Origin of the sequence: Primorskyibacter sp. S87, assembly GCF_049801055.1 — a bacterium.
Classification (GTDB): domain Bacteria; phylum Pseudomonadota; class Alphaproteobacteria; order Rhodobacterales; family Rhodobacteraceae; genus JBNAGF01.
In genome coordinates this window covers 95076-120167 of the sequence record NZ_JBNAGF010000011.1, presented here as the reverse complement: position 1 = coordinate 120167, position 25092 = coordinate 95076, and the positions used below count along the sequence as shown (strand labels likewise).

Annotated in this window: 26 protein-coding genes and 1 tRNA gene; 20 read left to right on the top strand and 7 right to left on the bottom strand. The window is 60.2% G+C overall.

The features are described from left to right. The first annotated feature begins 10 nt into the window (after positions 1-10). Complete coding sequence (locus ACP15U_RS17270) at positions 11-202, top strand: hypothetical protein (protein WP_425046400.1); 192 nt, start codon at positions 11-13, stop codon at positions 200-202. 15 nt (positions 203-217) lie between these two features. Here ACP15U_RS17270 and ACP15U_RS17265 read toward each other — a convergent pair whose 3' ends face one another. The 3 genes from ACP15U_RS17265 to ACP15U_RS17255 all read right to left on the bottom strand — a co-directional run bounded on the left by ACP15U_RS17265 (position 218) and on the right by ACP15U_RS17255 (position 2780). Beyond that, positions 218-919, bottom strand: coding sequence for an RlmE family RNA methyltransferase (locus ACP15U_RS17265; RefSeq protein WP_425046399.1), 702 nt, complete (start codon positions 917-919; stop codon positions 218-220). A gap of 374 nt (positions 920-1293) precedes the next feature. Next, on the bottom strand, positions 1294-2406 hold the full coding sequence (locus ACP15U_RS17260; RefSeq protein WP_425046398.1) for a Ppx/GppA phosphatase family protein: 1113 nt from the start codon (positions 2404-2406) through the stop codon (positions 1294-1296). A gap of 194 nt (positions 2407-2600) precedes the next feature. Continuing rightward, positions 2601-2780 carry a hypothetical protein gene (locus ACP15U_RS17255; RefSeq protein ID WP_425046397.1) on the bottom strand — a complete coding sequence of 60 codons (180 nt, stop codon included), beginning with the start codon at positions 2778-2780 and terminating at the stop codon, positions 2601-2603. A 236-nt stretch (positions 2781-3016) separates the two neighbouring features. Between ACP15U_RS17255 and ACP15U_RS17250 the strand changes: the two genes are divergently transcribed. Genes ACP15U_RS17250 through ACP15U_RS17240 form a run of 3 tightly spaced genes read left to right on the top strand, consistent with a single transcriptional unit; the run spans position 3017 to position 5369 of the window. After that, positions 3017-3313: a virulence factor gene (locus ACP15U_RS17250; RefSeq protein WP_425046396.1), complete on the top strand. Its 297-nt coding sequence runs from the start codon at positions 3017-3019 to the stop codon at positions 3311-3313. Between the two features lie 26 nt (positions 3314-3339). Next, entirely contained in the window at positions 3340-4269 is a 930-nt protein-coding gene (locus ACP15U_RS17245; RefSeq protein ID WP_425046395.1) for a methylenetetrahydrofolate reductase, read from the top strand. Between the two features lie 35 nt (positions 4270-4304). Next, positions 4305-5369, top strand: a complete 1065-nt coding sequence (locus ACP15U_RS17240; RefSeq protein WP_425046394.1) for a methyltetrahydrofolate cobalamin methyltransferase — start codon at positions 4305-4307, stop codon at positions 5367-5369. 131 nt (positions 5370-5500) lie between these two features. On the opposite strand, the gene ACP15U_RS17235 is transcribed toward ACP15U_RS17240, so the two are convergent. Both ACP15U_RS17235 and ACP15U_RS17230 read right to left on the bottom strand, forming a co-directional pair. Further along, positions 5501-6475, bottom strand: coding sequence for a cation transporter (locus ACP15U_RS17235; protein ID WP_425046393.1), 975 nt, complete (start codon positions 6473-6475; stop codon positions 5501-5503). Positions 6476-6496: 21 nt separating this feature from the next. After that, a complete protein-coding gene (locus tag ACP15U_RS17230; protein ID WP_425046392.1) occupies positions 6497-7321 on the bottom strand; it encodes a VOC family protein in 825 nt (274 codons plus the stop codon). A 171-nt stretch (positions 7322-7492) separates the two neighbouring features. Between ACP15U_RS17230 and ACP15U_RS17225 the strand changes: the two genes are divergently transcribed. Next, positions 7493-8533 carry a Rieske 2Fe-2S domain-containing protein gene (locus ACP15U_RS17225; RefSeq protein WP_425046391.1) on the top strand — a complete coding sequence of 347 codons (1041 nt, stop codon included), beginning with the start codon at positions 7493-7495 and terminating at the stop codon, positions 8531-8533. 50 nt (positions 8534-8583) lie between these two features. After that, positions 8584-9273, top strand: coding sequence for a GntR family transcriptional regulator (locus ACP15U_RS17220; protein ID WP_425046390.1), 690 nt, complete (start codon positions 8584-8586; stop codon positions 9271-9273). Positions 9274-9335: 62 nt separating this feature from the next. Here the strand turns inward: ACP15U_RS17220 and ACP15U_RS17215 are convergent, their stop codons facing one another. Beyond that, the gene (locus ACP15U_RS17215; RefSeq protein ID WP_425046389.1) at positions 9336-10709 is read right to left on the bottom strand and encodes a formimidoylglutamate deiminase; all 1374 of its coding nucleotides are present in this window, start codon (positions 10707-10709) and stop codon (positions 9336-9338) included. Positions 10710-10786: 77 nt separating this feature from the next. Between ACP15U_RS17215 and hutI the strand changes: the two genes are divergently transcribed. Genes hutI through hutU form a run of 6 tightly spaced genes read left to right on the top strand, consistent with a single transcriptional unit; the run spans position 10787 to position 18365 of the window. After that, complete coding sequence (hutI, locus tag ACP15U_RS17210; protein ID WP_425046388.1) at positions 10787-11980, top strand: imidazolonepropionase; 1194 nt, start codon at positions 10787-10789, stop codon at positions 11978-11980. Next, a complete protein-coding gene (gene hutH, locus ACP15U_RS17205; protein ID WP_425046387.1) occupies positions 11977-13515 on the top strand; it encodes a histidine ammonia-lyase in 1539 nt (512 codons plus the stop codon). The genes hutI and hutH overlap by 4 nt, the downstream gene beginning before the upstream one ends. Continuing rightward, entirely contained in the window at positions 13512-14315 is an 804-nt protein-coding gene (gene hutG, locus ACP15U_RS17200) for an N-formylglutamate deformylase (RefSeq protein ID WP_425046386.1), read from the top strand. Before hutH ends, hutG begins: the two co-directional genes overlap by 4 nt. Continuing rightward, entirely contained in the window at positions 14312-15511 is a 1200-nt protein-coding gene (locus ACP15U_RS17195; protein ID WP_425046385.1) for a CaiB/BaiF CoA transferase family protein, read from the top strand. Before hutG ends, ACP15U_RS17195 begins: the two co-directional genes overlap by 4 nt. Then, entirely contained in the window at positions 15508-16668 is a 1161-nt protein-coding gene (locus ACP15U_RS17190; RefSeq protein ID WP_425046384.1) for an acyl-CoA dehydrogenase family protein, read from the top strand. Before ACP15U_RS17195 ends, ACP15U_RS17190 begins: the two co-directional genes overlap by 4 nt. Positions 16669-16691: 23 nt before the next feature. Next, a complete protein-coding gene (gene hutU, locus ACP15U_RS17185) occupies positions 16692-18365 on the top strand; it encodes a urocanate hydratase (RefSeq protein ID WP_425046383.1) in 1674 nt (557 codons plus the stop codon). A gap of 182 nt (positions 18366-18547) precedes the next feature. Here the strand turns inward: hutU and ACP15U_RS17180 are convergent. Continuing rightward, positions 18548-18637 (bottom strand) — tRNA-Ser (locus tag ACP15U_RS17180). 125 nt (positions 18638-18762) lie between these two features. On the opposite strand from ACP15U_RS17180, the gene ACP15U_RS17175 reads away from it, so the two are divergent. The 8 genes from ACP15U_RS17175 to proB all read left to right on the top strand — a co-directional run bounded on the left by ACP15U_RS17175 (position 18763) and on the right by proB (position 25075). Beyond that, entirely contained in the window at positions 18763-19620 is an 858-nt protein-coding gene (locus ACP15U_RS17175) for a DUF2059 domain-containing protein (protein ID WP_425046382.1), read from the top strand. Continuing rightward, entirely contained in the window at positions 19617-20429 is an 813-nt protein-coding gene (locus ACP15U_RS17170) for a DUF2059 domain-containing protein (RefSeq protein ID WP_425046381.1), read from the top strand. Before ACP15U_RS17175 ends, ACP15U_RS17170 begins: the two co-directional genes overlap by 4 nt. A gap of 319 nt (positions 20430-20748) precedes the next feature. Then, on the top strand, positions 20749-21363 hold the full coding sequence (locus ACP15U_RS17165) for a 50S ribosomal protein L21 (protein ID WP_425046380.1): 615 nt from the start codon (positions 20749-20751) through the stop codon (positions 21361-21363). Positions 21364-21374: 11 nt separating this feature from the next. Beyond that, entirely contained in the window at positions 21375-21644 is a 270-nt protein-coding gene (gene rpmA / locus ACP15U_RS17160) for a 50S ribosomal protein L27 (protein ID WP_010440093.1), read from the top strand. 122 nt (positions 21645-21766) lie between these two features. Continuing rightward, on the top strand, positions 21767-22372 hold the full coding sequence (locus ACP15U_RS17155; RefSeq protein WP_425046379.1) for a LysE family translocator: 606 nt from the start codon (positions 21767-21769) through the stop codon (positions 22370-22372). Next, entirely contained in the window at positions 22372-22908 is a 537-nt protein-coding gene (locus ACP15U_RS17150) for a GNAT family N-acetyltransferase (protein ID WP_425046378.1), read from the top strand. The genes ACP15U_RS17155 and ACP15U_RS17150 overlap by 1 nt, the downstream gene beginning before the upstream one ends. A gap of 38 nt (positions 22909-22946) precedes the next feature. After that, positions 22947-23981, top strand: a complete 1035-nt coding sequence (gene obgE / locus ACP15U_RS17145; protein ID WP_425046377.1) for a GTPase ObgE — start codon at positions 22947-22949, stop codon at positions 23979-23981. Next, positions 23969-25075: a glutamate 5-kinase gene (proB, locus tag ACP15U_RS17140; RefSeq protein WP_425046376.1), complete on the top strand. Its 1107-nt coding sequence runs from the start codon at positions 23969-23971 to the stop codon at positions 25073-25075. Before obgE ends, proB begins: the two co-directional genes overlap by 13 nt. Positions 25076-25092 lie beyond the last annotated feature (17 nt).

Here is a 25092-nt window from a genome sequence, read left to right as displayed (position 1 = left end):
GACCCGATCCATGTTGTTGACCCAAAGCCGATCTCACGCCCGCCATGCCCGCCTGTTCGAACTGTTGCGGCAGGAAAACCTGTCGGAACAGACGATCAATCGCATTCAGACCCCTGCGTATGCAGGAACTGTGAACGGCCCCACATTGGAATGGCAATACCTGGCTGCGCAATCCCTGACCCGTCCGGCGCCCAAGCGCTAAACAACATCGTAATGCTCAGCCTCGAAAACCCGTCGCCACTACGAATTTCTCGGAACTGTCGGACCGGGAAGAAGGCGGTTTGGCATTAAACACCTTGGTGAATTTCTGCTTGAGCAGCTTTTGCAGTTCACCTTCGGCTCCGCCAGCCAGCACTTTGGCCACAAATGTGCCGCCCTCTTCAAGCACATCAAAAGCAAAATAGGCGGCGGCTTCGCACAGTGAAATGATCCGGAGATGGTCAGTCTGTTTGTGGCCGGACGACGCTGCAGCCATATCCGAAATCACCACATCGGCCTTGCCGTCCAGCCATTCCTTGACCTTGTCATCGGCCCCTTCATCCATGAAGTCGAGCTGATAAATATCGGCGCCGGCTACCGGTTCGACCTCTTGCAGGTCGATGCCCAGAACGGTTCCGATCTTCTTCCCCTGCTTTTCACCAAGCGCGTTGACGCGTTTCACGGCGACCTGACACCACCCGCCCGGGGCGCATCCAAGGTCGACGACACGGGCGCCGGGCACAAGAAACCGGTATTTGTCATCCAGCTCCAGGATCTTGAACGCGGCGCGTCCGCGGTATCCTTCGGTCTGGGCGCGCTTCACGTATGGGTCATTGAGTTGCCGCTGCAGCCAGCGGGTTGAGCTGAGCTTGCGCCCCCGGGCGCTCTTTACCTTGACCTTCAGATCGCGCTGTCCGCGCCCGGATGTGTTCTTGGCCACGTCAAATTCTCCAATCGGCGCCGCGATACCCCGTCTGTGAGGAGGAAACAAGCCGATCGGCCTGCCTTGTCACGCGTTCTGGTCAGGACAGGCGATCAGATCAGACGAAGTGCCTGCGCCTTTCCTAACATCAGCGTTACCAGAATGGCGTTGATAACCCAAACACTGCGGATCTTCAGATGATCGCAAAAGGTCCAGTCACCGCTCCGCAGGATGACAGGCTTGCTGTTGAATGAGACGGCCCAAACAGCGAGAACCTGCAAAACCTTTGCCACTAAACAGCGAAAGAACAAGAAACGCTGCGAAACCTGTCGCTTGGGGACACACGACGCTGGCGCTGGCTGACCATAAGGTTTCCGCAGCAGGCCGGACGCTCAGAAGGGACCGTCCTCCAGCACACCGTCTGCGCTCATCTGGGCATAGAGCAAGCCTTCACGCAGGCCCCGGTCAGCCACCGACAGCCGGTCGGTGGGCCAGCAGCGCAACAGCGCCTGAAGAATGGCCGCACCGGACATGATCAGCGCCTGTCGGTCTTCGCCGATACGGGGGTCACGACGCCGGCCGGCCGGACCCAGCTCCAGATAGTTGCGTATCACCTTGTCGATCTGGTCGCTGGTCATCCTCAGCCCGTCCACCTTGGTCCGGTCATAGCGTTTCAGCCCCAGATGAGAGGCGGCAACTGTGGTAACGGTGCCCGAGGTGCCTACGATCTGAAATCCTTCGCGGGCCTGTTCATCCTTGTAAGGCGCAAAATCAGCCAGGTTTTCTTCGAAGAACCAGCTCATCAGTGCAAAACGCGCAGAGTCATCTTCAACGTCGTTGAACTGATCTCTTAGCGTTGCAACGCCCAGCGGTACCGAGATCCAGTCTACCACCTTGGCGGCTGGAAACGGGCTTTCGGCGGGATGGAACCCGGCGTGAAGCCGCATGATTGATGAAGGCCGGTCGCGACGCGGAACCGAGGAGAGATCGATCCAGACCAGCTCGGTTGACCCGCCGCCGATATCAACGACCAGCAACTGCTCGGTGCGGGTCGACACCAGTGGCGCACATGAGATCACCGCCAACCGGGCTTCTTCTTCGGGCTGGATGATTTCGAGCGTCAGTCCCGTTTCGCGTTTGACTTGTCGGATGAAGTCGCGGGCATTGCGGGCGCGACGGCAGGCTTCGGTCGCCACCAGACGCATTCGCCGGACCTTGTTCCGCTTGAGCTTTTGCTGACAGATCCGCAAGGCTTGGACAGTCCGGGCCATTGACGACCGGGACAATCGACCCGTGCGTTCCAGCCCGGACCCGAGCTGAACCGATTTCGAGAAACTGTCCACCACATGAAAGCCGCTGCCCTTTGGCTGGGCAATCAGCATGCGGCAACTATTTGTGCCAAGATCGAGCGCCGCATATAGCGCATCATGATCCGGCCGGCTGGGCGCGGGGCTTTCGACCGCTTTCGGGAACGCGCCCGCACCACTGGGACGCTTGGGCGCCATGTTCACACGCCCTCCGATTTCGAGTTACCCCGACAATAGGAGTGCGCCTTGGTTCGTGCAAGCTATGCAAACGGGTTTTCGAAGTTATCTTTCAGACGGTCATATTCCGTGTTCAGATAGGCGAGCAGGCTGTCCGGTGCTTTCGATTTCTGGTCATCTGGACAGGGCCTTATCTTTAAAGAGGTTTTTCGGGTCTACCCAATCTCGCGACCCGTCCGCGCATTCAGGTCAAGCGCAAGCTGAGACAGCTCTTCGATCTTGTAGATCCGGTCATAACCCCTGACCCGCTGTCCGATGAACAGCTTGGCCGGAAGCGTGTGGTGTTCGATCACGAATGCGGCGTCGCGGTCGCGCCGATCAAATATCGCTGTCAAACAAAACGGAGGCAACCAAATCACCCTCCGCAGAATTTGTTGAACTGTCGCCAATATGTTCATGAGAATTTTGGGTGTTTGCTGCTGTGGCCTTTCCGACACGTAACCCTTACCTGTCGGGACAGTGCTGGTGCCGGTTCCGAACGTCGCTGCGAAAGGCGCAGGTGTCGAAAACCGACCTTTGCGTTTTGCCAATGACGTCTAGAACCGATTCACCGGATCAGGAGGAATCGGTAATGCCTGACGTCACAATCGTCTACTGGCGGGATATCCCGGCCCAGGTCATCGTCGGAAAAGGCCGGCGGGGCGCGAAGGTGCAGCTCGAAGAACGTTTCGAGCAGGCCATCGATCGCGCCGCGATGAAAGTGAATGCCAAGGATTCCGACGCCTATCTGGCCGAGTGGCGCAAGGCCAAGCCCTATGCTGTCGACGGCGATCCTGCCGAAGTGGCCAAGGCCGAAGCTCTGCGTCTGCAAGCGGAATACGATCAGGATCGCATCAAGACCCTGATCGCCAATGACGGCTGGGCATGACGCCCTCAGCACTATGGGAGGCCATGATGGCTTTGCTGAATTTCAAGAAACGTGATGCGGTCGAACCCGGCCCGGTAAACCCTACCGTCGAGGCGTTTCTCAAGGGTTACTCGATCGAAGTGATGCCGCGCACCGCTGAAAAGATCGAGGATTTTCGTGCGCTGCTGCCGCAGGATACTCGCGTCTACATTGCCCATATCGACGGTACGCCGATCGAAGACATGGTCGCGACCGCCAAGCGGCTCGCGAACGAGGGGTTCCCCGTGATGCCGCATTTCCCGGCGCGGATCATCAAGGATGCCGCAACGCTGGAAAATTGGATTGCCATGTATCAGGGCGAGGCCGGCGTCGATCAGGCGCTGCTGCTGGCCGGGGGTGTCGCCGAGCCTCATGGCGCGTTTCACTGCTCGATGCAGCTGATGGAAACCGAACTGTTCGACAAGGCCGGGTTCAAGCGGCTTCATGTGGCTGGGCACCCCGAAGGAAACCGGGACATCGACCCGGACGGAAGCTCGAAGAACGTGAACGAAGCGCTCCAGTGGAAACAGAAATTTTCCGAGCGTACTGATGCCGAGATGGCCTTGGCTACGCAGTTCGCGTTCGAAGCCAAGCCGATTATCGAATGGGCCGAGGGGCTCAAGCGCGCGGGCATCGACCTTCCCATTCACATCGGGATCGCTGGCCCGGCCAAGCTGCAGACCCTGATCAAGTTCGCCATCGCCTGTGGTGTCGGCCCATCGCTGAAAGTGCTGCAGAAGCGCGCAATGGACGTTACCAAGCTGTTGCTTCCTTATGCGCCCAAAGATGTAATCACCGAACTGGCCTCGCATAAGGCCGCCAATCCCGACTTTAACATCACCAATGTTCATTTCTTCCCGCTGGGCGGGATCAAAACCAACGCAAACTGGGCGATCGAGAACGGTGGCGACAGCACCCGTCCGGTTCGCCCGGCATAAAGACCGCCCGCAAAACTCCGTCTGAAAGGCAGACCATGACGCAGACCATCGTAGAGAGCAAAACCAAGACCGCGATCATCGGCTTCGACCAGCCATTCTGCGTGATCGGAGAACGTATCAATCCGACCGGCCGCAAAAAGCTGGCCGCGGAACTGGAAGCGGGCGATTTCTCGACCGTTGAAAAGGACGCGCTGGCGCAGGTCGCCGCCGGGGCCTCGGTGCTCGATATCAACGCGGGTGTGGTCTATAACTCCAACCCTAACCCGAACGAAACCGAGCCGCCTCTGATGAAACAGATCGTCGAGCTCGTTCAGGGGCTGGTGGACGTGCCACTGTGTATCGACAGTTCGGTTCCCGGTGCGCTCGAAGCAGGTCTGGAAGTCTGCGAGGGGCGTCCGCTGCTCAATTCGGTCACCGGTGAAGAAGAACGGCTGGAGCAGATCCTGCCGCTGGTCAAGAAATACAATGTTCCGGTGGTGGCGATTTCGAACGACGATACAGGCATCTCTGAGGATCCCGACGTTCGTTTTGCGGTGGCCAAGAAGATCGTTGAACGCGCAGCCGATTTCGGTATCCCTGCCCATGACATCGTGGTTGACCCGCTGGTCATGCCGATTGGCGCCATGGCAACCGCTGGCCTGCAGGTCTTTGCCCTTGTGCGGCGTCTGCGCGAGGAGCTGGGGGTCAACACGACCTGCGGCGCTTCCAACATCTCGTTCGGCTTGCCGAACCGTCATGGAATCAACAACGCGTTCCTACCGATGGCGATGACTGCCGGCATGACCTCGGCGATCATGAACCCGGTTGCGCTGCCGGTTGGACCAAAGAAACTCGCCGAGAAAAAGGCCGAGGTCGAAGCGAAGGGCATCATCCTTCCCGCCGACATGGACGACGAAACCTTTTGCCAGATCTTCGGTCTCGGGTCGACCAATCCCCGCGCCGGGTCCGAGATGGAAGCAATCCGCGCCGCAAATCTGCTGACCGACAATGATGCCCATGGTGGCGACTGGATCCGGTTCAACAAACCGCCCGGAGCCGAAGGCGCTGCCGAAGGTGGTCGCGGCCGGCGTGCCGGCGGCCGACGCCGCCGCAGCGCCTGATGGAAACAGACAGCAAGATCAAGAAGGGCCGGGGCGATACCCCGGCCCTTTTTGTAAATCTCGTCGGTTGGCGGACCGGTGTTTCCCCTTGTCCGGGAGAACCGGAGTCGCGGAAAGCAACCGGTCAGGGATTACCGGCTCGGGTCCAGCTCTTCGGGCCAACGCCGGCCATACTGGCTCATGATTAGGATGACATCGGCATTGTTCAAAACGGTTTGAGCCGCCGCGATCAGGCTGAGGTTCAGCCTGTCAATCTGCTCGGCGCTGACTGGGGATGAGGGCGTGAAATAGACAGTCACCAGAAAACTGCGCCCGACCTTGACCACTGAGATGTCCTGCACCGTGCCGTCCTGTTCAGCCAGGACAGGCCGCAATGCTCGTCTGGCCTTAACAAGGGCTTCGGGGCTTGCGGTTGCGCCGGCCAGCTCGCCCAAGCCGGTTATGAAATCCCGGTAGTACTGACCAACCGCCGTCAGACACAGGCCAAGCACAATGATCGAGTCGCCGATCGGTGCGATCGGGGCAAGAAACCCCTCGCGAAAAAAATGAATACCGATAAGCCCGATCCCGGCGGCGAGGGTGATAAACCCGTCAAAAGCAGCAGCTTTAGCCTCCAATCTAAGGATATCACTGACTTTTCCGGTATTTTTCCAGTTTCGGTGATGCACGAACCAAGTGGCAAGGCAAGTCAGGCTGACCACGGCAAAATAGACAAACAGCGGTTCATAGACGAGTTCGGGCGGCGGATCCCCGTTGAGATATCTGGTTATGTTCTGGATCGCTCCAAACACGGCAAAGAGGACCAGACCCAATAGCGACAGCGATCGGAATGTGGAAAAGATGGATTCCTCGGCCGCGTATCCCATCGGGCGGAGCCGATCCGGACCCAGGTCCGCACGCTGACCGATCTGACGCCCGAACCATGCTGCGAAAAAGCCGATCAGTGAAAACAGCCCGTCGACCATAACCGCGTTGGAATTCGACAGCAGCGCGGCAGTGATGCCGGCAGCCCCCATGAACAGGTTCGACACCATGCCAATGACGAGCGAACGGCCTTCACGGGCCTTCAGTTCTGCGGGGGTAAGCGGGGCAGTGCCTTCGGTCATTTGATCCTCGTTGCCGGTCGACTAGTTCGCAGGTCTTTGGGCGACCCCAAACACCGCTCCTGTCGGATCTATCACGATCGCGACGTCTCCTGCCCGGGCGGGAACTGTTGCCCCTAATGCCTGGGCACGGGCAAGTGTTTCGTCAATGTTATCGACGCCAACATAGGCGATCCAACCGGGAGAAGCGGCGCTGCGGGAGATCGGAATCATGCCGCCGCGATCCTTGCCGTTGCTTGAAAAGACCTCGAAACTGGTTGTCCCATCCCGGTTTTCCTTCCGGGTCTCAAAGCCGGCGACATCTCGGTAAAACCGTCTTGCCCGGGACGGATTGCCAGTCAGAAGATCCACCCAGACCCAGCTTCCGACGCGAGGCGGCGTGCCAAGCGGAACACCTTCGACCCCATCATAGATCGTCAGCACGGCGCCGGTCGGGTCGCGCAGAGCCGCAAGCTGTCCGGACCGTGTTTGGACGACCTCGCCTAATGGGTTGGCGCCAGAGCTTACGGCCCGGGCCCGTGCAACTGAGGTATCGCTGACGCTCAGCACCGGTTTCCACTGCGATTCGGGGCGTGCTGTGTCCTGATCGTCGCCTTGCACCAACCCGCCGATCAGTTCTCCACGGTTGGAGATGATCTGCAGATTGTCCGCTGGCCCGTCGGCAAAGCGCCACCCGAACAGGCCGGAATAGAAGCTACGGGCAGCCTCGGGCTGGTCGGTGACAAGATCGAACCAGGCGAAGCTACCGGGCACCGCCTCGGACCGCATGGAGGGCGCACAGGCGGCAAGTGCAAGCACAACCGTCGTCAGGCAGGCAGCGCGGGTGCGCTGCAAGAGTGTCGTGAGCATAGAGGTTTCTCCCGAAACGGTTGCCGTCCGGTCGACGCTACACCAAGGCGCGAGGCGATAGAACGGGAAAATTCATGGAATAACTGCTGATCGGGAAAAACAATTGACGGGAAATAAGTCTGCACATAATCCTGAAGCCGATTGTGAATTCGGTTTGCGCACGAGGTGACAATGTTTCTCAAGAACGCATGGTATGTTGCGGCATGGAGCAGTGAAATCGGTAATGCTTTGCAACAGATCCTGGTGCTGGGTGAAAAGATCTGCATTTTCCGCACATCCGCGGGCGAGGTCATCGCGCTCGAAGATGCCTGTCCGCACCGCAAGCTTCCGCTCAGCAAGGGACGGATCAAGAACGACAATGTCGAGTGTGGCTATCACGGGCTGACCTTTGATTGCGCAGGGCAGTGCGTTTGGGCGCCAGGGCAGGGGCGGATTCCGTCTGCCGCGCGGGTGCGCCCGTATCCGGTTCACGAGAAATATGGGCTGGTCTGGATCTGGATGGGCAATGCTGCGATTGCCGATCCGGAGGAAATCATCGACATCCCCAATTTTGATCATCCTGACTGGGGCCTCAATCGCGGCGCTGCGATGGAGTTGAAATGCAACTATCTCTACATGACGGACAACCTGCTTGATCCCACGCACGTGGCATGGGTGCATGAGGGGTCGTTTGCGCAGGATGCAACCAAGGACACCCCGCTGCGCGTCAGCAAAACCGACGACGGTGTCATCGTGCATCGCTGGATGATGGATGTGGAACCCGCGCCATTCTACAAGAAGGTGATCGAGTTTGACGGAAACTGCGACCGGTTGCAGCATTACGAGGTACGCTATCCATCCCATGCGCTGATCCGGGCGGTGTTCACACCGGCAGGCACCGGTGGTCCTGACGGGCCGTTGCATGACAAGACATTCGTGATGGACAGCTACAACTTCATGACACCCACCACCGAAAAAGAAACCCGGTATTACTGGTTCCAGTTGCGCAATGTCAGGCCGGACGATGCGGATCTTTCTCAGATGATGAGCGAGGATGTGCGCGCTGCGTTCGAGGAAGACCGCGCCGTGCTGGACGCGGTTCAGGTTGGAATGGATGAAAAGACGTCTCCGCATATCGATCTGCCGATTGACGGCGGGCAACTGCGGTTCCGACGCAAGCTGGAGGCGATGATTGCCGAAGAGGCGCTGGTTGACGCCAAGATGGGCAACTGAACAGGCGACAGCCGTTTCCCAAGGTGCCCAAGGAAGGGGACGCAACCGACATGAAGACCGCGTTTCGCAACGTGAAAGAAGATATCCGCAACCGGATTCTGAAAGGCGTCTGGGCGCCGGGCGACTTGTTGCCAAACGAAGTGGATCTGGCCATCGAGTTTGATTGCGCCCGTGCAACGGTGAACCGCGCGATGCGGGAACTCGCCGACGAAGGACTGGTGGAACGCAAGCGCAAGGCAGGCACGCGTGTCCGGCAGGCCCCATTGCGGCAGGCGCGGTTCTCGATCCCGATCGTGAGGCAGGAAATCGAAGCTCGGGGACAGATCTATCGTTATGCTCTGGTTGACCGAAACGTGGTAGAAACACCCGACTGGCTGCGTGCCCGTCTGGGCGGAACGGCAACCGGACAGGTCCTGCACCTCGCCTGCGTTCATTTCGGGGACGCCAACCCTTACCAGTTCGAAGATCGCTGGATCAATCTTGCGGCGCTACCGCAGGCCGCCGATGCCGATTTCAACTCGCTCGGCCCCAATGAATGGCTGGTGGCTACGGTGCCGTTTTCGGATGCCGAAATCAGTTTTTCGGCGACAACAGCTGATGCGAGGACTGCGCGGCATCTGGGTTGCTCAGAGGGCGACGCCCTGTTTCTGGCCGAACGCACCACGTGGTGGGAAGATCAGCCAATCACCCATGTCCGCCTTCTGTTCCAACGTGGTTACCGGATGACCACCCGCTACTAAGCGCGCAGCGGCGAAAGCGGACCTGCTGCTTCACTTATTTGCCCTGCGGTCGGGCTCCGGGCTTACAACCCGTCGCGCAGGGGTGCGACCGCCTTGCGATAGGCGCGGGCGATCTGGTCCCGCCGGATATGACGACCGTTGCGAACCATGTGCCGTCCGGCAGACCAGACATGTTGAACGCAACGGCTGTCCCCGGCAAATACAAAACTGTCGAGGATAGTATCTCCGCGCAATCCGGCAAGGTCCAGATGGTCAAGGTCCAGCGCCAGAAGATCGGCCCATTGCCCCGTTTCGATCCAGCCTGAGCCTCGCCCGGCAGCCTGCGCGCCGCCGACAGACACGGCCTCGAGCAACCGTCGTCCGGTCGATTGCTCCGCCGTGGCAAGCGCGGCACGGCTGTGATCGCGAAGCCGCTGAGAGGTGTCGAGCTGCCTCAGTTCCTCGGCCAGTGATATTCTGATGTTGCTGTCGGATCCGACGGAAATCCGTCCTCCGGATTGCATCCAGTGCACGCCGTCGAAAATCCCGTCGCCCAATGAGGCCTCTGTCAGAGGGCACAACCCGGCGACTGAGCCGGTCCGGGCCAGTGTCTTGGTCTCTTGCGCAGTCATCTGAGTGATGTGAATCAGGCACCAGCGTTGATCCAGCACCAGATTGTCGAGTGCCCATTCAACCGGACGCGCCCCCCAATGTGCCTGGACCTCTTCGACTTCGGGAATCTGTTCGGCGAGATGCAGGTGCACCGGTCCGTCTGGTCGAAGCGCGGCAACTGCTTTCAAACTCTGTTGAGACAGAGCGCGCAGACTATGCGGCGCAACACCGAGAACACGGTCGGGCGGCAGCTGCGAAATTGCAGTTTGGCTGCCTTCCAGCAGGTCGGCATAGCGGTCCGGATCATTGCCGAAACGCCGCTGTCCGGGGCCCAGTGGCCGCTGATCGCAGCCTCCGAACTGGTATTGCACAGGTAGCAGCGTCAACCCGATTCCACTCGTTGCGGCGGCGGCGCAAATGCGTTCGGCCATTTCCGCAGGATTGTCATAGGGCTGCCCGTCGGGTTGATGGTGCAAATAGTGGAATTCGACATTGGTTGCGTAACCGGCCTCGAGCATCTCCATCTGAACCAGCGCGGCGATGGCCTCGACCTGATCGGGGGTCAGCGCATCGAGAAACCGATACATCAGTTGGCGCCATGTCCAGAAACTGTCAGTCGGGCTGTCTCCACGTTTCTCGGTCAATCCGGCCATCGCCCGCTGAAAGGCGTGGCTGTGGCTGTTGGCCGGGGCAGGGACCAGCGCCCCAACCTGGATGGTATCGGGATCCGAGCCGGTGCCTGCGTCCTTGATCGAGCTTATCCTGCCGTCTGGGTTGATGCTGATGAGAACATCATTTTCCCATCCCCGCGCGGTGAGTGCTTGTTTGGCCCTGATGACGGTCATGTCGCTTCCATGCTTGACAGGTCATTATGTGCAGACATAAAGCATAAGCAAGAGATCCAAACAAGGGATTCTTCGTCATGCTCCTGACAAACGCAACGCTTGCGACAATGACCGGATCGGACGCCTATGGGCTGATCGAGGACGGGGCGATCGTACTGGACGCAGACCGCATTGCCTGGGCCGGACCGGCAGCCGAGCTGCCAACGCAACACGCGGGTCGGCCAGTCAGGGATCTTGGGAGGAGACTGGTCACCCCGGCGTTGATCGATTGCCACACCCATATCGTCGCCGGAGGCAATCGCGCCCGGGAATTCGAAATGCGACTGCAGGGTGCTAGCTACGAAGAGATCGCGCGGGCCGGCGGTGGCATCGTCTCGACGGTCAAGGCAACCCGTGCTGCCAGCGAAGAAGACCTGTTGGCGGACGCCCTGCCTCGGGTTGATGCGCTGTTGGCTGAGGGAACAGCCGTGATCGAGGTTAAATCCGGATACGGGCTGGATGTGGAGACCGAATTGAGAATGCTGCGCGCGGCCCGCAGGATCGTTGAAGAACGCCGGGTCAGGGTTCTGACCACGTTTCTGGGGGCGCATGCGGTGCCGCCGGAGTATGCCGGACGGGATGACGCCTATATTGATGAGGTTTGTATACCGGCGCTGCACGCGGCCCACTCCGAGGGGCTGGTGGACTCGGTCGACGCGTTCTGCGAAGGCATCGCATTCCAACCGGCGCAGATTGCCCGTGTGTTTGATGTGGCGCGTGATCTGGGGCTTCCGCTCAAGCTTCATGCCGAACAACTGTCGAACCTTGGCGGCACCAAACTTGCCGCCAGCTATGGCGCCCTGAGCGCCGATCACATCGAGTATCTCGACGAGGAAGGCGTAGTGGCGATGGCCGCGGCGGGAACCACGGCGGTGATCCTGCCCGGAGCCTTCTACACTATGCGGGAATCGCAGGTGCCGCCTTTGGAGAACCTGCGAAAATACGGGGTTCCAATGGCATTGGCCACCGATGCCAATCCCGGCTCATCTCCGCTGACGTCGCTCCTGCTGACGATGAACATGGGCTGCACCTTGTTTCGCATGACACCCGAAGAGGCACTTGCGGGCGTGACCCGAAACGCCGCGCGTGCACTCGGTCTTTCGGATTGCGGGACAATTAAAGCGGGAAAACGGGCCGATCTGGCCATCTGGAATGTCGGGCATCCGGCGGAACTGGCCTATCGCATTGGTTTCAATCCGCTGCACGAACGCATCTTCGGAGGTCAGCCATGAGCGTTTTGCAGGTAACGCCCGGCGAGGTGACACTGCGCCAGCTGGCACGAATCTACCGGGAGGATTTTGCGATCGCGCTCGATCCGGTTTGCAAGCCAGCCGTTGATCGCGCAGCGGAACGGATCGCACAGGCCGCATCGGGCGACGCTGCGGTCTATGGGGTCAATACCGGCTTTGGTAAACTCGCCTCGATGAAAATCGCGCCGGGTGATACCGCCACATTGCAGCGCAATCTGATCCTGTCCCATTGCTGCGGCGTTGGCGATCCAATTCCGCGGCGGATGGCACGTCTGGTGATGGCGCTTAAGTTGTTGAGCTTCGGGCGCGGGGCCTCGGGTGTGCGCTGGGACCATGTCGAATTGATTCAGCAGATGCTGAGGCTGGGGGTGACCCCGGTCATTCCCGCGCAGGGATCGGTCGGCGCCTCCGGTGATCTTGCGCCGCTGGCCCATATGACCGCCGTGGTCATCGGCGAAGGCGAAGCCGAATACAAAGGCGCGGTGATGCCGGGCGCCGAAGCCTTGAGACAGGCCGGTCTGGCCCCGATTTCACTTGGGCCAAAGGAAGGGCTGGCCTTTATCAACGGCACCCAGTTTTCCACCGCCTTTGCCTTGGCCGGGTTGTTTGATGGCTGGCATGCAGCGCAAAACGCGCTGGTGATCTCCGCCATGTCGACTGATGCGATCATGGGGTCGACAGCCCCGCTGCAGCCGGAAATACACACCCTTCGGGGGCAGCGCGGCCAGATTGAGGCCGCCGCCGCGATGCGGGCCATTCTTGACGGAAGTGAAATTCGCGAAAGCCACCGCGAGGGTGATACCCGCGTTCAGGATCCATATTGTATCCGCTGTCAGCCTCAGGTGACCGGTGCAGCGATGGACGTGATGCGGCAGGCGGCCGTGACGCTCGAGATAGAGGCCAATGCGGCGACAGACAATCCATTGGTCCTGAGTCACGCCGGCCTGATCGTTTCCGGCGGAAATTTCCATGCCGAGCCTGTGGGGTTTGCTGCCGATATGATCGCGCTGGCCATGTCAGAAATCGGCGCTATCGCCCAGCGCCGTATCGCGCTCATGGTGGATCCCACGCTCAGCTTTGATCTGCCGCCTTTCCTGACCCCGGATCCCGGGCTGAATTCCGGTTTGATGATTGCCGAGGTGACGACGGCGGCATTGATGAGCGAGAATAAGCATCTGGCGAATCCCTGTGTGACCGACAGCACCCCAACCAGCGCCAATCAGGAAGATCACGTTTCAATGGCCGCCCACGGTGCCCGCAGACTGGGGCAGATGGCTGGAAATCTGGAGCGGATCCTCGGTGTCGAACTGCTTTGCGCGGCTCAGGGTGTCGAATTCCGGTCTCCGCTGGCCACCTCTGCGTCGCTGCAAAGGGTGGTAGCTGCCCTGCGCGAGCGCGTCGAAACCCTTGGTGCCGACAGATATCTTGCCCCGGATCTGGAACAGGCCGCACGGCTGGTGCGTGACGGGCAATTGACTGCGGCCTGCGGCCTCGATCTGCCGGAGCTGGGCGCATGAACGTGGTTTCCGTCACCCGCCGGGATGGTCCGATCGTGCTCGGGCGGCCGCATGGCGGAACGTGGCTGCCGGATGAGTTGCTGGACCGATTGACGCCAAGGGGTCAGGGGCTGGCCGATACGGACTGGCATATCAACCGGCTGTATGACGGGCTGCTTGAGGGGGCCACTGTCGTTCAATCCAACGTGCACCGCTATGCCATAGACGCCAATCGCGACCCTGCGGGCGTATCGCTTTATCCGGGGCAGAATACGACGACGCTCTGTCCGCTGACCGATTTCGACGGCGTTCCGATCTGGAAAGAGGGGCAGACCCCGTCGGAGGATGAGATCCTGTCCCGTCGCGACGCCTATCATGTGCCATATCACGCTGCTTTGGGCGCCGAGCTTGAACGGGTCCGGGCGCTACATGGCGTGGCAATCCTCTTTGACTGCCATTCGATCCGGTCCGAGATCCCGTTTCTGTTCGAAGGCCGGCTTCCGGTGTTCAGCATCGGCACCAATGGCGGCGAAACCTGCGCCCCTGCGATCGAGACCATCACGGCCGATCTGTGTCGCAGCGCAAAGGGGTATGACTGCGTGCTCAACGGTCGCTTCAAGGGCGGCTGGACAACCCGGCACTATGGGCGGCCTCAAGATGGGATACACGCGATCCAAATGGAGCTGGCGCAACGGGCGTATCTTTCTTCGGAAGCGCCACCATGGGCATTCGACGATCGAAAGGCCACCAGGCTGCGCGCGCATCTGGGCGCTATTCTTGCGGCTCTGTCATCCGGCGACATGCTGGAGAGTCTGAGATGAAACCATTGGCAGGCATCAAGGTGCTCGATCTGACCCGCGTATTGGCCGGGCCTTATTGCACGGCTCTGCTGGCGGATCTGGGCGCGGAGATTATCAAGCTTGAACCACCGCAGGGCGATGACTATCGCCACATTGGTCCCTTCAGGGATGGCGAAAGCGCGCTTTTCACGCTCACCAATCGTGGCAAACGCAGCATCGCGCTGAACCTCAAGCATCCAGGTGGCTTGGGAGCAGCGCAGAAACTTGCCGATGGCTGCGACGTCGTGGTCGAGAATTTTCGCCCCGGTGTCGCCGACAAGATCGGTCTTGGGGCGGCAGCGCTGCGGACGCGCAACCCATCCCTGATCTACTGTTCGATCTCGGGTTTTGGCCAGCAGGGGCCGTTTCGTGACATGCCAGCCTACGATCTGGTGGTGCAGGCCATGTCGGGGCTGATGGCCGCCACCGGGGAAGAGGGCGGCGACCCGCTGAAAACCGGGGAAAGCGTGGCCGATCTGAATGCCGGTCTTTTTGCCAGCTGGGCGATCATGGCGGCGCTGGTCGGACGCAGTAGTTCGGGGCAGGGCGCGACACTGGATGTGGCGATGTACGACGTTCTGTTTTCGATGCTTGTGACCAGCCACGCGCAGTATTTCTACGACGGAAAAATCCCCGATCGCGTCGGCAACCGGCATCCCCTGTCGACCCCTTTCGGCTGTTTTCGCTGTCGTGACGGGCAGGTTGTAATCGCCGTGTTGACATCGGTTCAGTTCGAGCGCCTTGCCGGCTTGATCGGCCGTCCGGATCTGATCGGAGACCCTGCTTATGCCAGCGATGACGCCCGAACTGAAAACGAACCCGCCCTCAGACGCATGATCGAGGCTTGGAGCGCAGACCTGAGTGTCGAAACAGCTGTGGAACAACTTGCCAGCGCGCATCTGCCTGCAGCGCCGATCTGGGATATCGCGCAGGCCGCGTCTTCGGAACAAGCCGGCATTCGAGGGCTGGTGAAGCACCTGCCGCATCCCGTTCTCGGGGCTGCGCCCACGGTGGGACAACCGGTCTTGTTTGATGGGGCCAAGCCCATCAGCGATGGCACAGCCCCTGGATTGAACGCCGATGGGGCCGACATTCTTGCCGAGCTTTGCGGTTTGAGTGACGAAGACATTGCGCAGATGCGCCATGAGGGAACGCTTGTCGGGGGAAATCCGCCATGACCACTGCACGGACCGATAACCTCTATCACATGCTCAGTGACGAAGAGCGGATGTTCTGCGATGTGCTCGAGCGGCTGGTAACCGAGCGGATTGCGCCAAGGGCGGCTGAGGTCGATGAGACCGCCTCCTTTGTGCATGAACAGCTGGCCATTCTTGCCGAAGCCGGGATGATGGGGGCAAATTTGCCAGAGCAGTTTGGTGGCTCGGGTATTTCGGCCTCCGCCCTGTTGCGCAGTGTCGAGATCGTCGCGGCAGGCTGCGGGTCGACTGCCTCGGCCTTGACCGCCCATTTCCTCGCTACGGATTCGATCCTGATGGGCGGCACGGACGAACAGAAGGCGCGCTGGTTGCCCAAAGCTGCCACGGGCGAGGCCTTAGGCGCCTTTGCGCTGACCGAACCAACCGCCGGCAGCGATCCGGCAGACATGAAAACGCGTGCAACGAGGGAAGGGCAGCGCTGGCACCTGAAGGGCAGCAAATGCTTCATTTCGAATGGCGGCGTTGCCGATTTTCTCGTGGTCTTTGCTGTAACCGATCCCGGGGCCGGTCACCGTGGGATCTCGGCTTTCATATTGCCCAATGACACCGAGGGCTTCCAATCTGGACCGCCCGAACGAACCATGGGCCTGAAGGGCGGGCACGTCTTTTCCCTTTCTCTGGATTGCCACCTGCCGGTCGATGCATTGCTGGGGAACGAAGGAACCGGCTTTCGGACCGCGATGCAAGTGCTCGACAATGGCCGTGTCGAAGTCGCCGCACAGTGTATTGGCATGGCTTCTGCGGCTCTGGGCGCCGCGCAGTCTTATGCGCGGGACAGAATCGTCGGAGGCGAAGCACTGGCTGCCAAACAGGGGATACGCTGGATGCTTGCCGACATGGCCTTGGAATTGCGTGCGGCCCGGTTGATGGCGCTCGAGGCCGCCCGGCAGCGCGATTTGGGCGAACGGTTCAGCGAAGCCGCCGCCATGGCAAAGCTCAAGGCCAGCGAGGTTGCCGACATGGTCGCCGATACTGCCCTGCAGATCCACGGGGGGTATGGCTATACCCGGGATTTCCCGATCGAACGCCTGACCCGCGATCTGCGGATCATGCGAATTTACGAAGGATCATCCGAAATTCAACGCAACATCATCGCCGGGCATCTGCTTGCCCGGTGACGACATGTGAGGAAGTGACAGAAATGACCGACCCCCGACACAACATCCGCGACGTTTTTCCGCCCACCGGTCCAGAATTGAATGCCAAGAGCTGGCAGACCGAGGCACCGCTGAGAATGATGATGAATAACCTGCATCCGGACGTGGCCGAAAACCCGCATGAACTGGTCGTCTACGGCGGGATCGGTCGGGCGGCGCGAACGTGGAAGGATTTCGACTTGATCGTCGACACGCTCAAGGGGCTGGAGTCGGATGAAACGTTGGTCGTGCAATCGGGCAAACCCGTTGCCGTCGTGAAAACCCACGCCGACGCCCCGCGCGTTCTGATCGCCAACTCGAACCTCGTGCCGCACTGGGCCAACTGGGACCATTTCAACGAGCTCGATAAGAAGGGCCTGATGATGTATGGCCAGATGACGGCCGGGTCCTGGATTTATATCGGCTCGCAGGGCATCGTTCAGGGCACTTATGAGACCTTTGCCGAGGCGGGGCGACAGCATTATGGCGGAGATCTGAAAGGCAAATGGATCCTCACCGGCGGTCTTGGCGGCATGGGCGGGGCGCAACCGCTGGCCGCAGTGATGGCCGGGGCCTGCTGCCTGGCCGTGGAATGCGACGAAACCCGCGCCGATTTCCGACTGCGCACGCGTTATGTGGACGAGAAAACCCATAGCCTCGACGAGGCGCTGGAGATGATCGACCGTTGGACCGAGGCGGGTGAGGCCAAATCCGTCGCGCTGATCGGCAATGCCGCAGATCTCTTCCCCGAGATTCACAAGCGCGGCGTCCGCCCCGATATCGTGACCGACCAGACCAGCGCCCACGACCCTGTGCACGGCTACCTGCCGCAGGGCTGGACCGTGGCCGACTGGCGTTCGCTGCAGGAAACCGACCCCAAGAAGGTGGAACGCGAAGCCCGCGCCTCGATGAAGGTTCAGGTGGCCGCGATGGTGGCTTTCCACGAGGATGGCGTGCCAACGGTCGATTACGGCAACAACATTCGCCAGATGGCCTTCGAGGAAGGGTTGGACAACGCCTTTGCCTTCCCCGGCTTTGTGCCCGCCTATATTCGTCCGCTGTTCTGCCGGGGTGTCGGCCCCTTCCGCTGGGCGGCGCTGTCCGGGGATCCGGAGGATATCTTGAAAACCGACGCGGCGATAAAGGAGCTGTTTCCCGACAACACCCACCTTCACAACTGGCTGGACATGGCGCAGGAGCGGATCGCCTTTCAGGGGCTGCCCGCCCGGATCTGCTGGATCGGGTTGGGCGATCGGCACCGCGCAGGATTGAAATTCAACGAAATGGTTGCCAGCGGAGAGCTGAAGGCACCGATCGTGATTGGCCGCGACCATCTGGATTCCGGCTCTGTCGCCTCGCCGAACCGCGAGACCGAGGCAATGCGCGACGGTTCGGACGCGGTCAGCGACTGGCCGTTGCTGAACGCTTTGGTCAACACCGCCAGCGGCGCGACATGGGTCAGCCTGCATCACGGTGGCGGGGTTGGCATGGGCTTTTCCCAGCATGCCGGTGTGGTGATCTGTGCCGATGGCACGCCCGAAGCCGCCAAGCGGCTGGAACGGGTGTTGTGGAATGACCCGGCCTCGGGCGTGTGGCGTCATGCGGATGCCGGATATCAGGACGCCATCGATTGCGCTAAGGCCAATGGCCTGCGCCTGCCCGGGATCCTTGGCAACTGACAACCCAAAAAGAGCTGTCAGCAGAGAAACAGCCGTGGGTCATCCGTGGTCGGCTTGTTGGTGTCGAAATTTCGGCAGACTGCGAGATCAGGCGACATGGATCTCTGATGATATCCTGGGAGAGCCAATCTCCAAAGCCCCGCTTTAGCAGGCTGTTCAGGGGGGGGCTTTCGGGAATTGTATGGCGGAGAGACAGGGATTCGAACCCTGGGTGGGCTTGCACCCACAACGGTTTTCGAGACCGCCCCGTTCGACCACTCCGGCACCTCTCCGCGGGGGTCTGTGAGGGGTGCGTTTAATGGCGATTCCGGCCGGGTGCAAGGCCCGATTACGCCGAATTCACGCTTTGGATGATTTTCCGTTGCCCGCTCGGGGTTTTCGCCTACGATCATACCCCATGATACAGGCTGTTTTTCCTACCCTGCCGGGGCGCTTCCCACGCTTGATCCTTGTGGTCATGGCCGTCATTGCAATCTGCTGCTCACCTCTGCGGGCGGCCGAGCGCGACAAAATTCAGGCATTTCTCAAAGTTACCGGATTTGACGTAGCACTTGACTCCATCGCCTTTAGCGCTGCGTCAGCACCGGATATGCTGGGCATAGATCCCGGTGTGTTCGGGTCCGAATGGACGCGGCTGACAGGCGAGGTGTTCGACCCCGAAGCGATGCGCAATCTGGCGCTCGATATCCTTGAAAACACCCTCAGCGATGAGGCTCTGGGCCATGCCGCCGGGTTTTATGCCTCTGATCTCGGTCAGCGTTTGGTCGAGGCCGAAAATGCCTCGCACATGATGGAAGACGATGCGCTGAAGGACCGCGAGGGCATGGCACTGCTGGAGCAGATGCGCGAGGATGGCAGTGATCGGGCTGCTCTGCTGCAAAGGATGAACGCGGCCATTGACAGTTCGGGCTTTGGCTTGCGGGCGTTGCAGGAAATCCAGATCCGGTTTCTGACTGCCGCGAGTGCCGTGGGGGTGATCGAATTGCGGATTGACCCTGACGAGTTGCGGGCCACCATCCGCGAAAATGAGGATGAGCTGAGGGCCGCGCTGGAATTTTCTGCCCTGACCGGAGCGGCCTACACCTATCAGGATTTCCCCGACAGTGATGTGCTGGCGTATACGGAGGCTCTGGAAGACCCCTTGATGCAGGAAGTTTACGAACTGCTCAATGCCGTTCAATACGAGATCATGGGCAACCGGTTCGAGCAACTTGCCCGGCGCATGAGCGAACTGCAGCCCGGAACCGATCTGTGATCCGGCAACTCGCGGCTGTTGTTCTGGCCGTTTTTTGCGCGGCCCCACTATGGGCCGATCAGACTTTGGACCGGCTGGTCAAGGTCCTTCGGCTCACGGACATCATCGAAGTCATGCACGAAGAAGGGCTGGAATACGGCGACGAGCTGGACGAGCTCATGCTGGGCGGGCAGGGCGGTCCGTTCTGGGCCGGCGAAGTTCGGCGCCTGCATGATCGCGACCGGATTCTGGCGCGCGTTCGAAAGACCCTGAAGAGTACCCTCTCGAATTCCGAGATGACCGACAGCATCCGGTTCTTTGACAACGACAGGGGCCAGCGGCTTCTGGCATTGGAAATTGCGGCGCGACAGGCGATGTCCGACCCCGCGGTCGAAGAGGCCGCGTGGGAACAATTCGAACTTCTGGAGGCATCAGGCAGCGACCGTCATGTTGCGATCCTTCGCTTTGTGGAAGTTAATGACCTACTGGAGCGCAATGTCGATGGCGGATTGCGGTCGCAGTTCATGTTTTCGCTTGGCCTTGCCAAGGGTGGTCAATCGGATTGGAGCCGCGGCGAAATCGCTGCCGAAACGCGTTTGCAGGAAGCGTCGATCCGCGAAACAACCCATAGCTGGCTCATGGGGTTTCTGACACTGGCCTACGGGCCGGTTCCGCAGGATGATCTGAACGCCTATGTCAGGTTTTCCGAAACCCCGGCTGGACAGGCGCTCAACGATTCCCTCTTTGAAGGCTTCAACGGGGTTTATCAGGACCTATCCTTTGGGTTGGGGCTGGCCGCCGGGGGGATCATCGCCTCGGATGACCTTTAGATCGGGTCATTTTGTCGGGATTCTTTTCGGTCGGTCGCGGGGGTATTGCACAGGCTCCGATTGGGGTTGACAGAATTGCCGCTGCGTTCCATAAGCCCGCATCCCGGCCCGGATTCCCGTGCGCCGGGTTTCGTTATCGAACGGTCCCGATCCTGCATCCGCAACGATCCGGGCCTTAATACTGTCCCAAAAGGGGCGCGCTGTCCGAGGTGGCCACAACCCGACAAGGGGGCCGCAACATCTGCAAGGGTCAATGAGCCGAAAGGTTTCAGGACCGGAAACAGGGGCCGCAGGACGCGGGAATGAAAAGGAAAGACGCATGTTCGCGGTTCTGAAAACCGGCGGCAAGCAGTACAAGGTAGAGGCGGGCGACATGCTCCGCGTCGAAAAACTGGCTGCTGATGCTGGCGAAAAAGTTCAATTCAACGACGTTCTGATGCTGGGTGGCGATGCGCCTGTCGTTGGCGCTCCGTTCATCGAAGGCGCTGCTGTGCAGGCCGAGGTGGTCGAGCAGGTCAAGGGCGACAAGGTCATCAACTTCGTCAAGCGCCGCCGCAAGCACAGCTCGAAGCGCACTGTTGGTCACCGTCAGAAACTGACACTGGTCAAGATCACCGAAATTCTCGCCTCGGGCGCGGACAAGTCGGGTGTGAAGGCCGCGACCGGTTCGGCTCCGGCCGGGTCCGCTGCTCCGGCAGCCAAGCCCGCCAAGAAAGCCGCTGCCAAGCCCGCGGCTCCGGCTGCCGAAGCTGCTGCGGACGATCTGACCAAGCTCAACGGTGTCGGCCCTGCCGCTGCCGCAAAGCTGGCCGATGCCGGTGTGACTTCGTTCGCACAGCTGGCCGCCTTGTCGGACGAGCAGATTGCTGCTATCGAAACGGTCAAAGTGAAGCCCGAATGGGTTGAACAGGCCAAAGAGCTGGCCAAAGGCTAAGGAGAGAGAGAATGGCACATAAAAAAGCTGGCGGTTCCTCCCGTAACGGTCGCGACTCAGCTGGTCGCCGCCTTGGCGTGAAACTGTATGGTGGCCAGGCTGCCATCGCAGGCAATATCATCGTGCGTCAGCGCGGCACCAAATTTTGGCCGGGCGAAGGCGTTGGCATGGGCAAAGATCACACCATCTTTGCAACCGTCGACGGTGCGGTGAAGTTCCACAAGGGACTCAAAAACCGAACCTTCATTTCGGTCCTGCCAGTGGCGGAGGCCGCTGAATAAGCCGTAAACCCAAAAGGTTTGAACAAAATCGGGGGATCGGCGAAACGCCGGTCCCCTTTCTCGTTCTCGCCACGGATTACCATCGTCACAATAACGTTCCCCAAAAGTGAACCTTGAACCCAATGGCCATCGCAACCGCCAGTTTCCTGATCTTCGCCGCCAGCCAGGTCGGCACGCCGGGCCCGGCCAACATGGCCTTGCTGGCAACAGGTGCGCGCTATGGGTTTCGGGCAGCTTTGCCGTTCGTGTGTGGCGTGGTTCTGGGCAAGCAACTGGTGATCTGGCCGGTAGGTTATGGGCTTATGGAGGGGGCAGCGCGGGTTCCGTGGCTGTTCGAAGTCCTGAAATATGCTTCGGCGGCATATATCTGCTGGCTTGCGTGGAAGGTCGCACATCTTCGTCTGGCGCCGGGCCAGAGGGCCGAAGATGCGCCGGGGTTTCTGGCCGGTCTGGTGGTGCATCCGCTGAACCCAAAGGCATGGGCAATGATCGTGGCCGGATTTACCGGCTTTGTCGCCACAGGAACGCCCACATTCGAAGCTACTTTGGCGATCGCTCTCTGTCTTTTGATCTGCCAGCTGGTCCTGCACCCGATCTGGACCTTTGCCGGAGACAGGATCGCCCATGCGGTTGCAGGGCGGCCCGGTGAAAAATATTTGATGTGGACGCTGGCTGGTCTCACCGTCGCGTCCGTTCTGTTTGTGTTGTTCGGAGGAGGAACGCACTGATGAAAATTGAACAAATAACAAATCAGCCGGTCATCGAAACCGAGCGGTTCGACCTGCGCCCGCTGCGCAGGTCCGATTTGGGGTTGATCGAACATTATGCTGGGGACGAGCGGGTTGCCCGAATGACAACCTCGATCCCGCACCCGATTCCGCCGGGCATGACCGACGCCTTTGTGTCCCGTGCCATGGCGACCAACCGGGACGAGGATATCTGGGCGATGGACGGCACCAAGGACGGCGGACCTGAACTCAAGGGATTGATCTCGCTTAAAAAAATGGACCGCAACCAATCCGAAGTCGGTTATTGGGTGGCGCCATTGTTCTGGAATTCCGGAATCGCCTCGATGGCTGTCGAAGCGTTGGTCGATGCAAATCCGCTGGGCGATGCCACCATGTTCGCCAGCGTGTTTCAGGACAACCCCGCGTCGGCGCGGGTACTGACCCATTGCGGTTTCGAGTATCTCGGCGACGCAGAAAGCTTTTCGGTGGCCCGCAACGCGGCAGTGCCCACCTGGACCTATAGCCGCAAACTCTGAGCTTGAGCCCGACGGGGCCTTTGCAGTAGGGAGCAGACATGAAATTTCTCGATCTTGCAAAGGTCTACATCCGCTCTGGTGCGGGGGGTAGCGGCTGCGTCAGTTTCCGACGTGAAAAATACATTGAATATGGCGGCCCCGACGGCGGTGACGGCGGCAAGGGCGGTTCTGTATGGGTCGAGGCGGTTGAGGGTCTCAATACCCTCATTGATTTCCGGTACCAGCAGCATTTCTTTGCCAAAAACGGTCAGCCCGGCAAGGGCCAGCAGCGCACCGGCAAGGACGGCGACGATATCGTTTTGCGTGTGCCTGTCGGAACCGAGGTTCTGGACGAAGACGAGGAAACGGTACTTGCAGACCTGACCGAAGTTGGGGAACGCGTTGCGCTTGCCAAGGGTGGCAATGGCGGGTTTGGAAACCTGCATTTCAAAACGTCGACCAACCAGGCGCCGCGCCGGGCCAATCCGGGTCAGGAGGGCGTGGAGAGGACGATCTGGCTGCGATTGAAACTGATCGCGGATGCCGGGCTTCTTGGGTTGCCCAATGCCGGGAAGTCCACGTTTCTCGCGGCGACCTCGAACGCCCGCCCGAAAATTGCCGATTATCCCTTTACGACGCTTCATCCCAATTTGGGTGTTGTTGGCGTCGACAACGCCGAATTCGTGATCGCTGATATTCCCGGCCTGATCGCCGGTGCTCACGAAGGGCGCGGGATCGGGGATCGGTTCCTTGGCCATGTGGAACGCTGTTCGGTGCTGCTGCATCTGGTGGATGGAACGTCGGAAACCGTCGCCGAGGACTACCGCACGATCATTGCCGAGCTGGAAGCCTATGGCGGCCATCTTGCCGACAAGCCCCGGATCACCGCGCTCAACAAGATTGATGCACTGGACGACGAAGAACGTGCAGAGGCCCGCGCAATCCTCGAAGCAGAGGTCGGTGGCCCGGTTCTTTTGATGTCCGGGGTGTCTCGCGAAGGGCTGACCGAGGTTCTGCGTGCCGTTCGCGCCGAGATCGACGAAGACCGCCTGCGCCTGAAACCCGCCGAGGAGGCCGAGCCGTGGCAACCCTGACCGGTGCAAAACGCATCGTCGTCAAGATTGGCTCGGCGCTTCTGGTTGAGCGGGACAGCGGACAACTCAGGGCCGAGTGGCTGCATTCGCTGGCGGCTGATGTCGCATGGCTCAAGGGGCAGGGCGCGGATGTGATCCTTGTGTCTTCGGGCTCGATCGCCCTTGGGCGCGGGGTTTTGGACCTTGCGAACACCACATTGCCGTTAGAGCAGTCGCAGGCCGCCGCAGCGGTCGGGCAGATCCGCCTCGCGCGCGCCTACGAAGAAGCGCTGGCGCCACATGGGATCAACACCGCACAGGTTCTTGTGACACTGGAAGACAGCTCGGACCGCAGGCGATACCTCAATTCTCGCGCCACGCTGGAAACTCTGCTTGGGTTGGGCGTCGTGCCTATCGTGAACGAAAACGACACGGTGGCAACGGACGAAATCCGCTATGGTGACAATGACCGGCTGGCCGCCCAGATTGCTGTGACGGTCGGGGCCGATCAATTGATCCTGCTTTCGGATGTCGACGGCTTCTATAGCGCCAATCCGAACGAAGATGCCAACGCCCGTCGGTATGATGTCATCAACGAGATCACACCCGAGATTGAAGCCATGGCCGGCGATGCCGGGTCGGGCCTGTCCAAAGGCGGAATGAAGACAAAGTTGATGGCTGCAAAGATGGCGGCTTCCGGTGGCTGCGCAATGGCAATCACTGAAGGGTCGCCGCTCAACCCTTTGAAAAACCTCGAACAAGGTGCCAATTGCACATGGTTCACCGCAACGCTTGATCCGCAAGCCGCGCGTAAACGCTGGATCTCGGCCATGAAACCTCGGGGCGAGATTGTCGTCGACAATGGCGCGGCAAGGGCTTTGACAAATGGCAAGAGCCTGCTGCCTGCCGGGGTTACGGGTGTCGCCGGAGAGTTCGGCCGCGGAGACCCGGTGGCCATCGTAACGCCAGACGGCCGAAAACTGGGGCAGGGGCTTAGTCGCTATACGGCGTACGAGGCCGATGCCATCAAGGGACGGAACTCTTCGGAGATTGAGCCGACACTCGGCTACCCGGGCCGCGCTGCCCTCATCCATCGCGATGATATGGCGCTTTGATGCCTGACCTTGCTAAA